Annotated in this window: 11 protein-coding genes; 8 read left to right on the forward strand and 3 right to left on the reverse strand. The window is 74.3% G+C overall.

What is annotated here, in order from left to right; genetic code table 11:
- Nucleotides 1–443 precede the first annotated feature (443 nt).
- Nucleotides 444–929 carry a MarR family winged helix-turn-helix transcriptional regulator gene (locus ACIA8L_RS18790; protein WP_395905973.1) on the reverse strand — a complete coding sequence of 162 codons (486 nt, stop codon included), beginning with the start codon at nucleotides 927–929 and terminating at the stop codon, nucleotides 444–446.
- A 56-nt stretch (nucleotides 930–985) separates the two neighbouring features.
- Here ACIA8L_RS18790 and ACIA8L_RS18795 point away from each other — a divergent pair, with 56 nt between their 5' ends.
- The 6 genes from ACIA8L_RS18795 to ACIA8L_RS18820 all read left to right on the forward strand — a co-directional run bounded on the left by ACIA8L_RS18795 (nucleotide 986) and on the right by ACIA8L_RS18820 (nucleotide 13,563).
- The gene (locus ACIA8L_RS18795; RefSeq protein ID WP_395905975.1) at nucleotides 986–1,858 is read left to right on the forward strand and encodes an EamA family transporter; all 873 of its coding nucleotides are present in this window, start codon (nucleotides 986–988) and stop codon (nucleotides 1,856–1,858) included.
- A gap of 11 nt (nucleotides 1,859–1,869) precedes the next feature.
- Nucleotides 1,870–3,171, forward strand: coding sequence for a glycoside hydrolase family 16 protein (locus ACIA8L_RS18800; RefSeq protein ID WP_395905977.1), 1,302 nt, complete (start codon nucleotides 1,870–1,872; stop codon nucleotides 3,169–3,171).
- A 10-nt stretch (nucleotides 3,172–3,181) separates the two neighbouring features.
- Entirely contained in the window at nucleotides 3,182–4,366 is a 1,185-nt protein-coding gene (locus ACIA8L_RS18805) for an NAD(P)/FAD-dependent oxidoreductase (protein WP_395905979.1), read from the forward strand.
- A 58-nt stretch (nucleotides 4,367–4,424) separates the two neighbouring features.
- Nucleotides 4,425–7,463, forward strand: a complete 3,039-nt coding sequence (locus ACIA8L_RS18810; RefSeq protein ID WP_395905981.1) for an ABC transporter permease — start codon at nucleotides 4,425–4,427, stop codon at nucleotides 7,461–7,463.
- A 103-nt stretch (nucleotides 7,464–7,566) separates the two neighbouring features.
- Complete coding sequence (locus ACIA8L_RS18815; RefSeq protein WP_395905983.1) at nucleotides 7,567–10,596, forward strand: FtsX-like permease family protein; 3,030 nt, start codon at nucleotides 7,567–7,569, stop codon at nucleotides 10,594–10,596.
- Between the two features lie 708 nt (nucleotides 10,597–11,304).
- A complete protein-coding gene (locus tag ACIA8L_RS18820; protein ID WP_395905985.1) occupies nucleotides 11,305–13,563 on the forward strand; it encodes an ATP-binding protein in 2,259 nt (752 codons plus the stop codon).
- A gap of 328 nt (nucleotides 13,564–13,891) precedes the next feature.
- Here the strand turns inward: ACIA8L_RS18820 and ACIA8L_RS18825 are convergent, their stop codons facing one another.
- Nucleotides 13,892–14,827: an alpha/beta hydrolase gene (locus ACIA8L_RS18825; protein ID WP_395905987.1), complete on the reverse strand. Its 936-nt coding sequence runs from the start codon at nucleotides 14,825–14,827 to the stop codon at nucleotides 13,892–13,894.
- A 323-nt stretch (nucleotides 14,828–15,150) separates the two neighbouring features.
- The gene (locus ACIA8L_RS18830; RefSeq protein WP_395905989.1) at nucleotides 15,151–15,903 is read right to left on the reverse strand and encodes an SGNH/GDSL hydrolase family protein; all 753 of its coding nucleotides are present in this window, start codon (nucleotides 15,901–15,903) and stop codon (nucleotides 15,151–15,153) included.
- Nucleotides 15,904–16,088: 185 nt separating this feature from the next.
- Here ACIA8L_RS18830 and ACIA8L_RS18835 point away from each other — a divergent pair, with 185 nt between their 5' ends.
- Nucleotides 16,089–17,207 (forward strand): alpha-hydroxy acid oxidase, encoded by a 1,119-nt coding sequence (locus tag ACIA8L_RS18835; RefSeq protein WP_395905991.1) that lies wholly within the window; start codon nucleotides 16,089–16,091, stop codon nucleotides 17,205–17,207.
- Complete coding sequence (locus ACIA8L_RS18840) at nucleotides 17,204–17,332, forward strand: hypothetical protein (protein WP_395905993.1); 129 nt, start codon at nucleotides 17,204–17,206, stop codon at nucleotides 17,330–17,332. The genes ACIA8L_RS18835 and ACIA8L_RS18840 overlap by 4 nt, the downstream gene beginning before the upstream one ends.
- Nucleotides 17,333–17,387: the final 55 nt, after the last annotated feature.

The raw sequence follows: 17,387 nt of genomic DNA on the forward strand, positions 1-17,387 counted from the left end.
GCTGTCCGTTCCGTGTGCTGCTCGTCCTGCGCGCTGTCCGTTCCGTGTGCTGCTCGTCCTGCGCGCTGTCCGTTCCGGGCGTCGTCCGTCCGGCGCGCTGTCCGTTTCGCGCGGTGTCCGTTCCGCGTGCTGCTCGTTTGTGCGCTGTCCGTTTCGTGCGCCGCTCGTTTGTCGACTGTCCGGTTCGTGCACTGTCGGTTCAGTGCGTTGTCCGTTCGTGCGCTGCTTGTTTGTGGACTGTCCGGCCCGCGCGTTGTCTGTTCCGCGCGCTGATCGTTTGTGCATCGCTCGTTTGTGCGCTGCTCGGTTTGTGCGCTGCTCGGTTTGTGCCCGCTCGGTTTGTGCGCTGCTCGGTTTGTGCGTCGCACGGTTTGTGCATCGCACGGTTTGTACGTTGCTCGGTTTGGGCGGTGTTTGGTTCGGGCGGTGTTCGGGTGGTCGGTTCAGAGGTCGGTGGCTGCTAAAAGGTCCTTGAGCAGGGTGTTCAAGCGGCGGCGGCTGGGCTCGGGGAGGCGTTCCAGGACCTCGCGCTGCGCGTTCAGGCCCACGGCTACGGCAGCGTCGACCAAGGCCCGGCCCGTCGCGGTCAGCGTGATGATCAGACCGCGGCGGTCCTCCGGGTCGGGGGAGCGGGTGATCAGCGCGGACCTCTCCAGGCGGTCCAGGCGGCCCGTCATCCCGCCGGTCGTCAGCATCAGCGTCGCACTCAGCTGCTTCGGCGACAGCTGGAACGGGTCGCCGGCCCGGCGCAGCGTCGCCAGGACGTCGAACTCGCCGCGGTTGATGCCCAGCTCGCCGTACACCTTCTCCTGCCGGTCACCGAGGATCTTGGCGAGCCGGTAGATCCGGCCGAAGACGGCCATCGCCTCGGTCTCCAGCTCCGGGCGCTCACGGGCCCACTGCGCAACGATCCGGTCGACATCGTCCATGCAATCATCGTACAACTAGCTTGCGTCTAAGTAGCTTGCGGATAAGCTACTTAGGCATGAGGAACCTTACGGCCGTCGCCCCCGTGCTGTGGGGCACCACCTATCTCGTCACCACCGAGTTCCTGCCGGCCGACCGACCGCTGCTGGCCGGCACCCTCCGCGCCCTGCCGGCCGGGCTGCTGCTCCTCGCCGTCACCCGAGCCCGGCCCCGCGGCGCCTGGTGGTGGCGGGCCGCCGTGCTCGGGACGCTCAACATCGGACTGTTCTTCGCGCTGCTGTTCGTCGCCGCCTATCGGCTGCCGGGCGGCGTCGCGGCCGTCCTCGGCGCGCTCGGTCCGTTCGTCGTCGCCGGTCTCGCGTTCGGCCTCCTCGGCCAGCGGCCCTCCGTCCGCATCCTGGCCGCCGGGGCCGCGGGGCTCATCGGCGTCGCCCTGCTGGTGCTGCGCTCGACGGCGGCGCTCGACCCGATCGGCCTGGCCGCGGCGTTCGGCGGCATGGTGTCGATGTCGTTCGGCACCGTGCTCGGCAAGCGCTGGGGCAAGCCCGACGCCGGGCTGCTGGCGTTGACGGGCTGGCAGCTGACGGTCGGCGGCGCGCTGCTGGGCATTGTGGCCCTGTTCGTCGAGGGCCTTCCGAACGCTTTCACCTGGGCGAATTTCGGTGGCTTCGCCTATTTGTCGCTGATCGGCACCGCCGGCGCCTACTTCCTGTGGTTCCGGGGCGTCACGACCATGGCGCCCGCCCAGGTGAGCATGTTGAGCCTGCTGAGCCCGGTCGTCGCCGCGGTCATCGGCTGGATCGTGCTCGGCCAGTCGCTCTCGGGTGGCCAGCTGGTGGGAGCGGCCGTGATCCTGGGAGCCGTGCTGGTCGGGGCCACGACGATCAAGGTCGGCAAGCCGACACTGCTCAAGGCCGTGGTCGCGCCGTAGCCTTGGTCCACATGGTGTCGCTCAGCCCCCGGACCCGCCGAGCCGGCCTCGCCGCCCTCGCCGTGCTGGTCCTGCTGGGGCTGGCGGCGGTCGCGTGGCCCGACGGCGACCGGCGGTCGGGGCGCGTCCTGAACCGGATCTCCGCCGCCCAGGTCAGTGCCGGCGTCGGCTGGACCCATCGCTGGACCGCGGCGCCGGGCGGGGCGACGGACGCCGCCGGCAACCAGTGGGACGCCGACACCGCGGTCGTCCAGGGCGGCTCCGCACCCAAAGCACTCGCTGCGGGAAGTCCGACGCACTACCGGTACACCCGAAGCGGCACTTTGCTCTTCACCCTCCCCGTGCCGCAACCCGGGACGTTCGCCGTGATCCTGTCCCTGGCCGCCCCCGAGCGCGGGCCGGCGCCCGAGGCCGCCGTGACCGTGACGCTGTCCGGTGGTGCCGCCCAGACCGTCCACCTCGCCGCGACCGGCGCCGGCCGCATCCGCCAGGCCGTCGTGCTCGCCCCCGTCACCGGCGACAACGTGGCGCTCACCGTCGGCGACCTGCACAATCTGGCCGGGGTCGCGGCCGTGACCGCCACGATGGCCCGGCTGGGCACGGACGCGCTCAAGGCGGAGCTGGCCGAGGAGTTCGACGGGGCGGCCGGGACGGCGCTGCTGCCCGGCTGGCGGCACGAGACCGGCGGGGGCGGCTGGGGCAACGGTGAGCTGCAGGAGTACACGCAGAGCCCGGCCAACGGGCAGCTCACCGGCGACGGGCGGTTCGCGATCACGGCCCGCGACGACAACGGGAAGTACACGTCGGCCCGGCTCCGTTCCGCGTTCGAGGCCCAGTACGGCCGCATCGAGGGCATCATGCAGGTGCCGTCCGGCCGCGGCCTGCTGCCCGCGTTCTGGATGCTCGGCGCCGACGTCGCCACCATCGGCTGGCCCGACGCCGGTGAGATCGACCTCATGGAATCCCTCGGCACCGCCGAACCCGGCGTCGTGCACGGCACCTTCCACGGCCCCGACGGCAGCGAGCGGGGCTGGGAGCGCCCGTTCACCGCCCGACCCGTCGGAGGACCGGACAAGGGCATGCATCGGTACAGCCTGGAATGGTGGCCCGGCGTCCTGCAGTGGTCGGTCGACGGTGTCGTGCAGGCCACCCTGCGCCAGGAGGACCTCGGGGCCAGGCAGAACTGGGTGTTCGAGCGCAAGTCGTACCTGCTGCTGAACGTGGCCGTCGGCGGCCGCTGGCCCGGCACACCTCCGCCGGCGACGGCGTTCCCGCAGGCGATGTATGTCGAGTCCGTGCACTGGTGGCGGTAAAGTCCGGATCATGACGTTCGATGTGATCGTGGTCGGCGCCCGCGTGGCCGGCTCGCCCACCGCCATGCTGCTCGCCCGGGCCGGGCACCGGGTGCTGCTGCTGGACAAGGCCACGTTCCCCAGCGACGTCATCTCGACCCACCTGATCCACGTGCCGGGCATGGCCCTGCTGCGCAAGTGGGGGCTGCACGACGCGGTCGCGGGCTCCGGCGCGCCGCCACACGCCCGCTTCACCATGGATTTCGGGCCGTTCGCCATCAGCGCGCCGCCGCCGGCCGTGGACGGGGCGGCGCATCCGTACTGCGTCCGCCGTACCGTGCTGGACGCGCTGCTGGTCGACGCGGCCCGCGCGTCGGGTGTCACGGTTCGTGAGGGCGCGGCCGTCGAGTCCCTTGTGCGCGATGACACCGGCCGGGTGGTGGGCGTCCGCGGGGACGGATTCGAGGAGCACGCCCGGATCGTCATCGGCGCGGACGGCCTGCGTTCCGTAGTGGCGGCGCAGGTCGGTGCCGAGCCGTACCATTCGACGCCCTCCCTCACCGCGTGTTACTACGCGTACTACGAGGGTGTCGGTGGCGACGGCGCCGAGATCTACCAGCTCGGTGACCGGGCGGTGGTGCTGTTCCCGACGAATGACGGCCAGACCTGCGTCTTCGTCGCCTGTCCGATCGCGCAGTTCCATGAGTTCCGCGCTGATGTCGAGGGGTCGTTCGGTGCCGCCCTGGCCCGGGTGCCGGCCGTCGCGGCGCGGATCGGGAAGGCCACCCGGGTGGGGCGTTTGCACGCCACCGCCGACGTGCCCAACTTCTTCCGGCAGTCCGCGGGGCCGGGCTGGGCGCTGGTCGGCGACGCCGGGTATCACAAGGACCCGGTGATGGCCGCGGGCATCACGGACGCCTTCGTGTGCGCGGATCTGCTGGCCACTGCTATCCACAGTGGACTCAAGGGCGGTGACCTGGATGCGGCGGTGGCGGGGTATGTCGCCGCCCGCGACGAGCGCTTCCTCCCGGCGCTGCAGCTGACCTGTCAGCTGGCCGCGATGGAGCCGCCGACGCCGGAGATGGCGGCCCTGTTCGCCACCATCGCCGCGAGCCCGGCCGAGTCGACGCGTTTCTTCGGGGTACTGCAGGGCAGCGCGTCGATCCCCGAGTACTTCGCACCCGAGAACCTCGCCCGCATCATGACCGCCAGCTGAAAATTGTCGGACCCGGCGCGTAAGGTGCCCCCTGAGATCGACGGCAAGGGCTCCGGGGGTGCACGTGTTCGGACTGGTGTTCAGTGCCCTTCGAGCGCGCGCCGCCCAGGCCTGGGCGGTGTTCGTGCTGGCCGTGCTGCTCGTGACCGCGGCCGCGGCCGCGCCCTGGTTCGCCGCCGGAGCCGGGCTGCGGGCGGCCACCGCCGACGTCGAGGCCGCACCGGCCGCCGAGCGGACCGTCTCGGTGCGCCGCCAGACCAACGCGGACAGTGACCCGCAGGCCGCCCTGGCCGCCTACCGCGACACCGTCGAGCGGCTCCTGCCCGGCCGCGACCCGGCCGTGCCCGGCTTCGTCGGCGTCACCGCCGACATGCTCCTCGAGCGGGCCGACAGCACCGCCGTCGGTGACGCCGGCCCGCCCAAGGTCTCCGTCGCCTACCGCGACGACCTCTGCGCCCATCTCCAGGTCGACGGCCGCTGCCCGGAAGCCGCCGGCGAGGTGCTGCTGAGCGTGGCCGCCGCCGACGCCCTCGGCCTGAAGACCGGCGACGCCGTCCAGTTCCGCAACCAGGCCCGAGCCAAACCGGTCCCCGGCACGGTCGTCGGCCGCTACGACCTCGCCGACGCGACCGGGGCCTACTGGGGCGACCCGCTGTTCCGGGCCACCGTCGACGGCGGCCTCGACCCGGTGTTCACCGCCGCCGCCACGTTCGCCGACGCCCAGCTCGCCGGGCCTACCTTCGCCTACACCACCGAGCTGCCGGTGTCCGCGTTCACCGACCCGGCCGCACCCGTCGCCGACCGCCTCAGCCGGGCCCAATACGCCTTCGGCCGGGCCGGGCTCACCCTGGTCGCGCCCGGGCAGCAGCTCGCCGGCCGCGTCGCCGACGACCGGGCCGCCGTGCACAGCGGCACCATCGCCGGCACCCTGGCCGCGGTCGTGCTGTGCTGGTTCGCCCTCGCCCTCGCCGGTCGGCAGACCGCCCGCGAGCGGCGCGGGGACGCGGCGCTGCTGAAGCTCCGCGGCGGGTCCCGGCGGCGGGCCCTGCGGCTCGGGGTGGGCCAGCTGGCCGTGCCCCTCGTCGCCGGCATCCCGGCCGGCCTCGCGCTCGGCCGGCTCGCCGGCCACCTGCTCGGCGGGTCCCCCGGCGGGCTCGGGACCGGCCTCGGGGCGCCGTTCGAAGGTGACGCCGGGCTGTGGCTCCTCGCCGTCCTCGCGGCCGTCGTCGCGGTCCTCGGCGGGCTCGCGGCCATGGCCGTCGGTGAGTTCGCCGTGCTGCGGGCGCCGGTGGCGGCCCTGCTGCGCCGGGTGCCCGCACCGGGCCGGGCCCGCCGCGCCGCCGTCGACGTGGTGCTGGTCGTCCTGGCCGGCTTCGCCGCGGCCCAGCTGTGGGGGAGCGGGCTGCGCACCGCCGTGCCCGTCCTCGTCGCGGCCGTCGTCGCCGTGGCCGCGGCCCGGGTCCTGGCCACGGCGGCGTCCCGGGCCGGGGCCGGTGCCCTGCGGGCCGGGCGGCTGCGGGCCGGGCTCGCCGCGGTGCAGCTGTCCCGCCAGCCCGGCGCCGACCGGCTCCTGGCCCTCGTCGCCGTCGCGGTCGCCGGGCTGGGCGCGGCGACCGGCGGCTGGCTGGCCGGGTTCGACGCCCGCGACGCCCGGGCCGCGCAGGAGCTGGGCGCGCCGCGGGTGCTGACCGTGCGCGCGGCCAACCCGACCGCCCTGCTCGACGCCGTCCGTCGCGCCGACCCCGGCGGGCGGGAAGCCCTCGCCGCCGTCGTGGACCGCTCGCTGACCCCGCCGGTCCTCGCCGTCGACGCGGCCCGGCTCCAGGCGGTGGCGGGCTGGCGCCCGGAGTACGGGTCGCTCCCCGCGCTCATCCCGCCCGGCACCGACGCCGCACCACCCACGGTGAACGGCGGGCGGCTGGTCGTGCGGCTGCGCAACGGCGGAGAGTCCGCGGTCAGCCTGGCCGTGCTGCTGCAGAACACGGTGACCGGCAAGCGGGCCACGCTCACGCTCGGGCCGCTGCCGCCCGGCGAGCAGGAGGCCGGGGCCGCGGTGACCGGGTGCGCCGAGGGCTGCCGCGTCGTCCGGTTCGACCTGGTCCAGCCGCCGCCGGCCACCCCGCCCGCCGGCGACGGGCACCCGGCCGGCGGCGACGCCGTCGTGGCCACCCTGACCATCAGCGAGGTGCGGCAGGAGGCGCCGGCCGCCCGCGTGCTCGACACCGCGGTGCTGGGCGATCCGCGGCAGTGGCGGACGGCCACCAACGGGCCCGCGATGCAGGTCAGCGCCCGGCAGGGCGAGCTCACGCTGTCGCTGCCGGACGCGGCGCTCGGCTTCGACGACCGGGTCTGGCTCATGCCCGCCGCGCTGCCGCTGCCCGTCGTGCTCGCCGGGGCCGCACCCGACACCTGGCGCCTCGGCGACCCGGCGGTCGACCTGTTCGCGGGGGCCGTGCCGGTGCGGGTCGCCGGCACCGCCCCGCTGCTGCCGGTGCTCGGCGGCGCCGGGCTCCTCGTCGACCTCGACGCCGCCCAGCGCACCGGGGCCGCCGCGTCGTCGCCGGGCACCTACCAGGTGTGGCTGGCCGCCGGGGCCGCCACCGGGGCCGAGGACCGGCTGCGCGCGGCCGGCCTGACCGTCCTCGGCACCGACGACACCGCCGGCCGCGCCGCCCGGTTCGCGGACCGCGGACCCGCCCTCGCCGAGCGCTACCGCCTCTTCACCGCGACGCTCGGGCTCCTCGCCGCGGCCGCCGCCCTGGCCGTCGCCGTGGCCGCCGAGCGCCGCCAGCGCGGCGCCGACCTGCGCGCCCTGCGGGTGCAGGGCCTCCCGGCGCGGCTGGCCGCGGGCGCGGCCCGGGCTGGCTCGGGCGCCGTCGTCGTGGCCGGCGTGCTGACCGGGCTGCTGGCGGCGATCATCGCCCGATTCCTGTCCGGCCCGGCCCTGCCCTACTTCGCCGACGGCTGGAGCCCGCCCGACCCGCCCTCCCCGCTGCCCCTCCTGCCGCTGCTGGCCGTGGGGCTCGGCGCGCTGCTGCTGCTCGGCCTCGTCTGGCGGGCCGCCACCGCCGGCACCACCGAAGGGACCCAGCGATGACGCCGCCGCTGCCGCCGCCGGCCGTGATTCACGGGGCGCGGCCCCTGCCGCCCGCACTCGTCCGGCCGGCCGGGACCGCCGGCGCCACTGAAGGGACCGCGCGATGATCTCGCTGCTGCTGTCGATGCTGCGGGCCCGGCGCGGGCAGGCGGTCGTGCTCGCGCTGCTGGCGATGTTCGCGGTCGCGGCGGCCGTCGCCGCGCCCGCCTACCTGCAGGCGGTCGACCGGTCCATCGTGGCCGGGCAGGTCGACACGGCCGCGGCCCGGGAGCGGTCGCTCACCGTCAGCGCGCTCGTCGACCGGCGCGAGGACGGCGGCGGGCTCGACTTCGGCGACATCGCCGGCGGGGTCGTCGACCTGCCGGGCTTCGACCAGGTCTACAGCGAGGAGTTCCCGGCCGTCGGGATCGAGCCGGACAAGGTCCGGGCCACGCGGGTGACCTACCGGCAGGACGTCTGCGCCCACCTCACCATCGCGGCCGGCCGGTGCCTCGTCGGCGCCGGCGACATCGTCCTCGGCGCGGACACGGCGGCGCGGCTGCACCTCGGACCGGGCGACGCCATCACCCTCACCTTCGCGACGCTCGGCGGCAGCCCTTCTAACCCGACCTACTCGCCCGACGGCGTGCCGTGCCGCCTCACCGTCGTCGGCACCTACACGCCGGCCGACACCGCGGCGACCTACTGGGGCGACCACGGCTACTTCGCGCCCGACACCGCCGGGCGGCCCGGCGAGCCGGCGTTCGTCAGCGCCGCGACCACCGCCGGCTTCGACCACGGCAAGTCGGACGTCGCCGTCGACCTCACCGCCGGGCCGTCCGCGCTCACCGCCGCCGCGCTGCCGGACACCCGCCGCCGCCTCGCCGAGCTGCAGGACCGGGCCAAGCACCTCGGCGCCGGGATCGTCGTCACCACCGGCATGCCCCGGCTGTTCGAGCGGATCGACGCCAGCCAGGCGCTGGCCCGGCACAGCGTGCCGACCGGGGCCGCGCCGCTGCTCCTGCTCGCCTACACGGTCCTGTTCATCGCCGCCGACTACGCCACACAGGGCCGGCGCCCGGAGCTGGCCGTCGTCGCGCTGCGCGGCACCCGCTGGTGGACGCGGTGGTGGCTGACGCTCGGCGAGGGGCTGGCCGCGATGCTGCTCGGCGGGGTCGCCGGGTGCGTGGCCGGCCAGCTGCTCGTGGCCGCCGTGGCCGCGTGGCGGTTCCCCGGCGTCGGGGCGCCGGTGTTCTCGATGGAGGCGCTGCGCTACGCGCCGATCGCGCTGCTCGGCGCGGTCGTGGCCGTGCTCGTGGCCCAGCGGCGGCACCTGACGGCCCCGGTCGCCGGGCTGCTGCGGCGGATCCGCGGCCGCGGCACCGGCTGGCGGGCCCGGGCCGGCGAGGCGGTCGTGGCCGTGCTCGCCGCCGCCGCGACGCTGCAGCTCTTCCTCACCGACGGCGCCCTGACCGGCGTCGCGGTGGTCGCGCCCGCCCTCGTCATCTTCGCCCTGGCCCTCGCCACCGCCCGGGCCGTCACGCCGCTGGCCCGGCTGATCGGGGCGCGGGCCATCCGCCGGGGCCGGCTCGCCACCGGGCTGGCCGCGCTCCAGCTGGCCCGGCGGCCCGGCACGCAGCGGCTCATCCTGCTGCTCGTCGCGGCCGTCGGCGTCCTCGGCTACGCCGTCACCGCGACCGACCTCGCCGGGCGGGACCGCGACCTCGCCGCGCAGATCGCCACCGGGGCGCCGCGCGTGCTCACCGTCACCGACATGGACCGCGACCAGCTGCTGCACGCGGTGCGGGCGGCCGACCCCGCCGGCGCCTACGCCATGGCGGTCGTCGACCTGCCCACCGGCCGGCCCGGCGAGGCACCGCGGCTCGCCGTGGACAGCACACGGCTGGCGACGGCCACGACCTGGCTCGACGCCTACGGCGACGTCGACCCGGCCCGCCTCGCCACCCAGCTGCGGCCGCCGGCCCGGGACATCGGCGTCAACCTGCCCGGGCGCGACCTCGCCGTCGACGCCACGGTGACCGGCGCCCGCCCCGACAACCCGATCGGGCTCACCCTCGTGTTCTCGACCAACACCGGCCGGGCGGTCGCCGACCTCGGCGTCGTGCACAACGGCAACGGCACCTACTCGCAACGGGTCGCGGACTGCGCGGACGGGTGCCGGCTGGTGGCAGTACACCTGCGCAATGCCGATCCCGGAGCATCGGCGACCCGGATCACCGTCGTGCTCAACGCCGTGCGCACGATCAACCCGTCCGCCTCCGCCGCCACAGGCTCGCAGCTGGCCGACACCGGCCGCTGGCGGGCCTCCGGCGCGACCCTGAGCGCCGCCCCGGACGGCCTGCGCATCACCGTCGACGCCCCCGACGGCCTGCCCAACGGCGTGTGGGTCCAGCCGGCCGACATCCCGCTGCCCCTGCCGGTCGCGACCACGGACCCCGCCCCGGAGATCTCCGGCCTGGACGGCCTCGACGTGCCCGTGACCACCGCCGCGCACCTGACCGCCGTGCCGAGGCTGGGGACGGCCGGCACGCTCGTCGACCTCGAGTACGCCGAACGGCTCGCCACCGACTCCGGCCTGGCCCGCGCCCCGGAGGTCTGGCTCGGCCCGGCCGCCCCGCCCGACGCATTGAACCGCCTGGCCGCGCAGGGCCTCGTGGTCGTGCGCGACACGGGCGTCGAGGACACGAGGGCCAGGCTGGCGGCACAGGGCCCGGCGCTGTCGCTGTGGTTCCACGTCCTCGCCGGCGCCCTGGCCGTCCTCCTGGCCGCGGGGGGCCTGGCCCTGGTCATCGCCGTCGACCGCCGCGACCGCCGCGCCGACCTGGCCGTCCTGCGCGCCCAGGGTCTGCCGCGCCGCACCGCCGGCCGGGTGGCCTTGTGGACCTACCCGGCCCTGGTCCTGGCCTCCGCCCCGCCGGGCCTGGCGACCGCGTTGATCGCCTGGCGCCTGACGGGCTGGGCCCTGCCGATCTTCGGGGAACCCATGCCGGACCTCCCGCTGCCTCACTGGCCAACCGGTCCGGCGGTCCCCTTGACCTGGCTGTTGACCTTGGTACTCCTGGTCACGGTCGCCGCCTCCACGGCCCGCGCCACAACCGCCCCACCCCGGACCGCCCAGTCGACAGCCCCCTGACCCGCCCCCGCCTCGCCCCGGCCCCGCCTCATCGCCCGCCCCCGCCCCCGCCTCGCCCCGGTCCCGCCCAGCCTCATCGCCCGCCCCCGCCTCACCCCGGCCCCGCCCAGCCTCCATCGCCCGCGCCGCCCCGCCCTGTCGCGTCGTCCACCCGTGCCGCCGCGCCACGTGTCTGTGCTGCTGCGTCGCCCGGCCCGCCCGCGCCGCCGTCGGGTCGCCCGCCTGTGCCGTCGGGTTGCTCGACTGTGCCGCCGCGCCGCTGTCTCGCCCGCCCGCCCGCCCGCCCGCGTCGTCGTCGAGTCGCCTCCTGTGTCGCTGGGTTGCGTGTTCGCGCCGCCGCCTTGTCCGCATGCGTTTTGCCGTGCCTCCCCAGCCCGTATCGGCCGCGTCGGCTTCCCCGTGCTGCGGTGTCCTTTTGTCGCCGTAGGCGCCCTCGGGCCGGGACCACCGAACGACCGAGGTGAACCCGGCAGCGATCCACTGACCGCTGCCACCGAAGGGCGACCGGACTGCGGTGCGCGCACGCTTACTCGGTAGTTCCCATCGGCCGAGCTCACGTCGCGGTGCCCGCCAGCCACGAGCACCGCCACTCCGCGATGAGGAACTTCGTGGGGGCGAGCAGCGGGGCTCTGTTGTTGAAGAGGCTGGGAGCGGTTGGGCGGCCGGTAGGGTGGGCATCGACGGGCTGGAATGGGTGGGGAGGTGGGCGTGCGGCGCGGTCAGGTTGGGGTGCTGCTGGCGGTTACGTCGGGGTTGTTCTCGGTGTTGCTGGCGGTTGCGGTCAACGTGGCTACCGGCGGGTCGTTGCCCGGGTCGCTGCAGCACGTCGCCTGGCTGGCCTGGCCTGCGGTCGGGGTGCTCGGGTTGATCGGGGTCGGGCTGGCGGTCTGGCAGCAGCATCTCGCCTCGGCGCCCGCTGTCGAAGCGCCGGGGGTGCCGGCCGATGCTGTGCCGGCTGCTCACGCGGCGTCCGCGCAGTCGACTTGGCGGCCGCCCGGTGAGCTTCCGGCCGCGGCTGTGCAATCGGCTCGGCGGCGGCCCGGTGAGCTTCCGGCCGCGGCTGTGCTGGTCGGGCGGGATTCGGTGGTGCGGGAGGTGGCTGGTTCGCTCGTTGGCGGGGCCGTCATCGTTGTCGCCGCTGCGCCTGGGGTTGGGAAGACGGCCCTGGCGTTGCGGGTCGCGCATGACGTGCGGGGGCGGTTTCCGGACGGGCAGCTCTACGCCTCGCTGCGCGGTGGGGGCGGCGAACCGCTCGGGGTGGAGGTGGTGCTGTGCCGGTTCCTGACCGCGCTCGGCGAACCGGCCAACGGGTCGGCGGATGAGCTGGCCGCCCGGTTCCGGTCCTGCGTCGCCGATCAGGCCTTGGTGGTTGTGCTGGACGACGCCCGGGATGTGGCGCAGGTGCGGCCGTTGCTGCCCGGCGGTGCTCGGTGTGCGGCGCTGGTGACCAGCCGGGGGCAGCTGGCTGAGCTGGACGGGGCGCGCGTCGTCGGGCTCGGCGGGCTGACTGCGGCGGACGGGCTTGCGCTGCTCGCCGACATCGTCGGGGCGGAGCGGATCGAGCGGGACATCGACGGGGCGCGGCAACTGGTGGCGGCCTGCGGTGGGCTGCCGCTCGCGGTGCGGATCGCCGGTGGGCGGCTGCGGGCCCGGGGCGGGTGGACGGCGTCGCAGCTCGCGGCGCGGCTCGCCGATGAGCGGGGGCGGCTCGACGAGCTGCGGCAGGGGGACCGGGCGGTGCGGGCCACGTTCCGCGGGGCGTACGACGGGCTGCGGGACATCGACCAGATCGTGTTCCGGCGGGCGGGGTCGCATCCGGGGAACCAGTTCGGGATCGGCGTGGCCGCGGCCCGGGCGGGGTTGAGTGCCGGTGCGGTCGGTGACTCGCTGGAGCGGCTCGCGGACGTGTTTCTTGTGGAGTCGCCGGCGCCGGGGCAGTACCAAATCCATGATCTTTTGCGGTTGTTCGCCGGGGAGATGGTCGACTCGGCCGGTGAGCGGAAGGACGTTGCCGGGCGGGGAATCGCGTACCTCGAGACGTCGGTCGACGGGGCGGCCCTGCTGCTGCGGGAGGCGTTCACCGCGGGGCTTCGGTCGCAGGTGCGGGCCGTCGCCGACCGGGTGGCACCGCAGCTCGACGATCCGTATGCGCGGCTGGCCGTCTGGCAACTCTTCGCCGAAGCGCTGCCCGACGACGAGGGTGTCGCGCGGGCGCGGGCGTTGCGGTGGGTTTCGCACTCGTGGACGTTCATCGGGGAGGTGCGCCGCGCGCTTCCGCCGGCCACGGAGGCGGTGGCGCTGGCCGAGGCGGGCGGGGATCGGTGGGAGATCGCGCAGTGCTCGCGGCGGCTCGGGGAGGCCTTGCGGGATCTGGAACGGCCCGCCGAGGCTGAAGCTGCGCTGCTGCGGGCCCTCGATGTGTTCGCGGTGACCGGGCCGGTGGAGGAGGAGATCGAGGTCCGGGCCGCGCTCGGGGTGCTGTACAACAACGATGGGCGGCACGAGGAGAGCCGAGCCGTGCTGCTGCGGGCGCACGAACTGCTGCCGCCGGGGGTGCGGGACTCGCGGCGCGGGTGGGTGCTGTTGCCGCTCGCATTGAGTTATCGGCTGTCCGGGGATCTTGAGTTGGCCGGGTTGTACGCGGCGGAGGCGACGGCCCTGGCGCGTGAGATCGGTGACCGGTACCTCCTCGGCTACTGCCATCAGGACGCCGCGTGGTTGGCCGTCGACGCTGGCGACCTCGACGCGGCCGAGGGTGACTTCGCGGCGATGCTGGAGCTGTTCCGGGGTTTGCGGGTCGAGTCGGGGGTGGCGTCCGCGATCGCGGGCCTGGGGGTGGTGGCCGCCCGGCGGGGCGACACCGGTGCGGCCGAGCGGGCGTTCGGTGCGGCTGAGGAGCTGTTCCAGCGGCTCGGTGACGAGGGGCGGGCCGAGCTGTGGCGTGGTCACCGGGCCGGCGTTCGGTAGGTCCGGCCGTGCGGTGGGTCGGCGTCAGCGGAGGGAAGGCTTGACGGTTTGGTAGCTGTGGTCGGAGCGGGGTTCGTTGCGGCTGCTGGGCGACGGCGGGAATGCGCATGTGCGCGTGTCTGTGCGGACACCGCGCCGAGGGAGGCCTCCCGGCGACCGCCCTGTCGAAGTTTGGGGATGACAACCGGAACGCGTGCTTCTGAATGCGTGCTTCTGAACGCGCACATCCGAACGCGCACATCTGAAACGCGCACATCGGAACCTGCACGGTCGACGTTCGAGCGCGTGGACATCGAGCGGGCGTCGACGCGAGCAGAACTGCGCGGCGTCAGCCCTCGAACCAGACGCGGAGCTGCTTGGCCGCCTGCGCTTGGGCGACCTTTCCGGCGTCCAGCGAACCGGCCATCGCGAAGAACCCGTGGATCATGCCCTCGTATCGGGTCACCGCGGCCGGCACGCCCTCGGAAGCCAGCCGGGCCGCGTACCGTTCGCCCTGGTCGCGCAGCGGATCGTACTCGGCGGTGATCACCAGTGCGGGCGGCAGGCCGGCGAGGCTCTCGGCGAGCATCGGCGACGCCAGGGGGTTGTACGCGTCGTCGGGATCGGTGAAGTAATGCGAGCGATACCAGGCGACGGAGTGGTGGTTGAACAGGTACGGGTCGTCGTTCGCGCGCATCGACTCGTCGTCGGCGACCTGGTCCGTGTTCGGATAGACCAGCAGCTGGCCGGCCAGGGCGGGGCCGCCGGCTTCCTGCGCCATCAGCGTGATCCCGGCGGCCAGGTTGCCACCGGCGCTGTCCCCGCCGACTGCGACGCGGGCCGGGTCCGCCCCCAGCGCGGCCGCGTTGGCGATCACCCATTCGAGCGCCGCCCAGCAGTCCTCGACCGCGGCCGGGAACGGGTGCTCGGGGGCGAGGCGGTATCCGGGCACCGCCACGATGCAGCCGGCCGCATTGGCCAGGCTGCGGGCGATGGCGTCCGCGGTGTCGACGGTGCCGAGGACCCAGCCGCCGCCGAAGAAGTACAACAGGACCGGCAGGTCAGGGGTGGCGCTCGGGCGGTAGACGCGGACCGGCAGCTTCCCGCCCGGCCCGGTGATCCAGTGCTCGGTGACCTCGTGGACCTTCTCCGGACTCCCGCCGGCCGCGCGGATCGAGGCCAGGTCGGCGGCGCGGGCGGCGTCCAGCGTCATCGTGTACAGCGGGGCGGCGCCGTCACGCTCCTTGGCGTCGCGCATGGCCTGCACCTGCGGATCGAGCGGCATCAGCGGCGTCCCCCCAAAGCTGAAAACCAAGCAAAACCGGAAACCGTGCAACTCGAGCAACGTGCGACCCGAGCAACGTGCAGCTCGAGCGATGTGCGACCCGAGCGATGTGCGACCCGAGCGATGTGCGACCCAAGCAACGTGCAGCTCGAGCGATGTGCGACCCGAGCAACGTGCAGCTCGAGCGATGCGCAGCCCGAGCAAATGTGCAGCCGTGCGAGCCGAGCGAGCGTGCAAGTCGAGCGAACGTGCAAGTCGAGCAAACCGGAAACGTGCGAGCTGGGCAAACGTGAAACCCGAAAACCAAGCAAAAGTGAAACACGTCAACTCGAGCAACCCGGCGATCCGGAGTAAACCGAGCAACCGGAGCAACCCGGGCAACCCGAGTGGCACGGGCAACCGGAGCAACCCGGGCAACCCGAGTGGCACGGGCAACCGGAGCAACCCGCGTGGTCCGAGCAAGCGGAGTAATCGGAGAGATCGAGCGAACGTGCAAAGCCTAGGCGGTCGAGTACGGCCGCCGCCGCGATCTTATGGCTGTGCGCGTTGCCGTGCAGCCCGTCCGGACCGGTCAGCGTGTCGCCCGCCGCGATCGCCGGGTGTTGGGACAGGTCCGCGTGCACCGTCCCTAGGCGCGCCGCGAGCGCGTTCGTGCGCTGTGCGAGCAGTGTCATCCGGCGCACGAAACCGGCGCCTAGCCAGCCGGGCATGTGCGGGTATTCGCGCATGACGAACACCGAAACGGTGATCACCGTCGCGCCCGTGCGCTGCAGCGACACGACGATGTCCGCGATGGCCGAATCGACATCGTCCGCGCGCGACTCGTAGCCGGGCCGCATCGCATCGTTCGCACCGCACACCACCATCGCCAGGTCCGGGCGGAACGCCAGCGCGGCTGAAAGTTGCACATCGCGCACCTCGGCCGCCCGGACGTTGCGCACGCCGAAGTTGGCGAACGCGGCGGGAGTGAGCGCGTCGCGCACGAGCTCGGCGAAGCCGCCGGGCTGCTCGACCACACTGTCGCCGATCGCGCAGTAGCGAGCATATTCCGGTGCCATGTAGGCCTTTCGGCTCATGGAAGTGCGGGTGTGGTTCCAGATAGGCTAGCGCCTATGAGGGCCGGTCGGTGACACATGTGCAAAGGCCCACGACACAAGTGCAAAGGCCCGACACGCAACTGCACAGGTCCGTGACACAAGTGCAAAGCCCCGACGCGCAACCGCAGGGGCCCGCGACACAAGCGCCAAGGGCCGCGACACAAGTGCGAAGCGGCCCGGTACTGCTCACCGCCTCGGATTATCGGCACAGCGCGGCGCAGGTCGTGGCGCCGGACGTGTGGGACTTCATCGAGGGCGGCGCCGAGGACGAGCGCACCCTGACCGCCAACCTGCGCGCTTTTGAGCGAATCCGGCTGCGGCCGCGCATGCTCACCGGGGTCGCGGATGCCGACACCGGGCTGTCACTGTTCGGGACTCGCTACGCGACGCCGATCGGGGTCGCGCCCACCGCGTACCACCGGCTGATCGACGCCGAAGGTGAGGTCGCCACCGCACGCGGGGCGAGCGCGGCCGGAGCGCTGTTCGTCGTGGCGATGTTCGCCAGCCGCACGATCGAGGACATCGCGGCCGCCGTCACAAACCCGAACAACCTCTGGCTCCAGGTGTACTGGCTTCAGCGCCGCGACGTCATGCGTTCCCTGACCCAGCGCGCCGAGCGGGCCGGCTACGGCGCCATCATGCTCACCGTCGACGTCCCGCGCATGGGGCGGCGCTGGCGCGACATGCGCAACGGGTTCACGATCGGCGCCGACGTCGCCGCGATCAACATCGACCCGGCCGTCATGGCCGCCGCCCACGTGCGCGACGAGGGCGAGTCCGCGCTCGCCAGGCACACCGCCGACACCTTCGACCCGACGCTGACCTGGTCCGACCTGGCCTGGCTGCGAGACTGCACCGGCCTGCCGCTGGTCCTCAAGGGCATCCTCACCGCCGAGGACGCGATCCTCGCGGCCGACCACGGCGCCGACGCGATCGTCGTGTCCAACCACGGTGGCCGCCAGCTCGACGGCGCCGTGGCCAGCCTCGACGCGCTGGTCGAGGTCGTCAACGCGGTCGGCGGCCGGATTCCGGTGCTGGTCGACGGCGGCGTACGGCGCGGCACCGACGCCCTGGCCGCCCTCGCCCTCGGCGCCCGCATGGTGTTGACGGGCCGCCCCCCGCTGTGGGGCCTCGCGACCGGCGGCGCCGACGGGGTCGCCGGCGTCCTGCGGGCCGCGACCGGCGAACTGGCCCACGCGATGGTGCTGGCCGGCCGGCCGACGCTGACCGCGCTGGACCGCAGCGCCGTGCGCGAATCATCCTTGCATGGCGGCGATGCATGATGGCGATGCCGCGGGCCGCGACCGGCGAACTGGCCCACGCGATGGTGCTGGCCGGCCGGCCGACGCTGACCGCGCTGGACCGCGGCGCCGTGCGCGAATCATCCTTGCATGGCGGCGATGCATGATGGCGATGCCGCGGGCCGCGACCGGCGAACTGGCCCACGCGATGGTGCTGGCCGG

The sequence above is a fragment of the Dactylosporangium sp. NPDC051541 genome (genome assembly GCF_044454505.1).
Lineage (GTDB): Bacteria > Actinomycetota > Actinomycetes > Mycobacteriales > Micromonosporaceae > Dactylosporangium.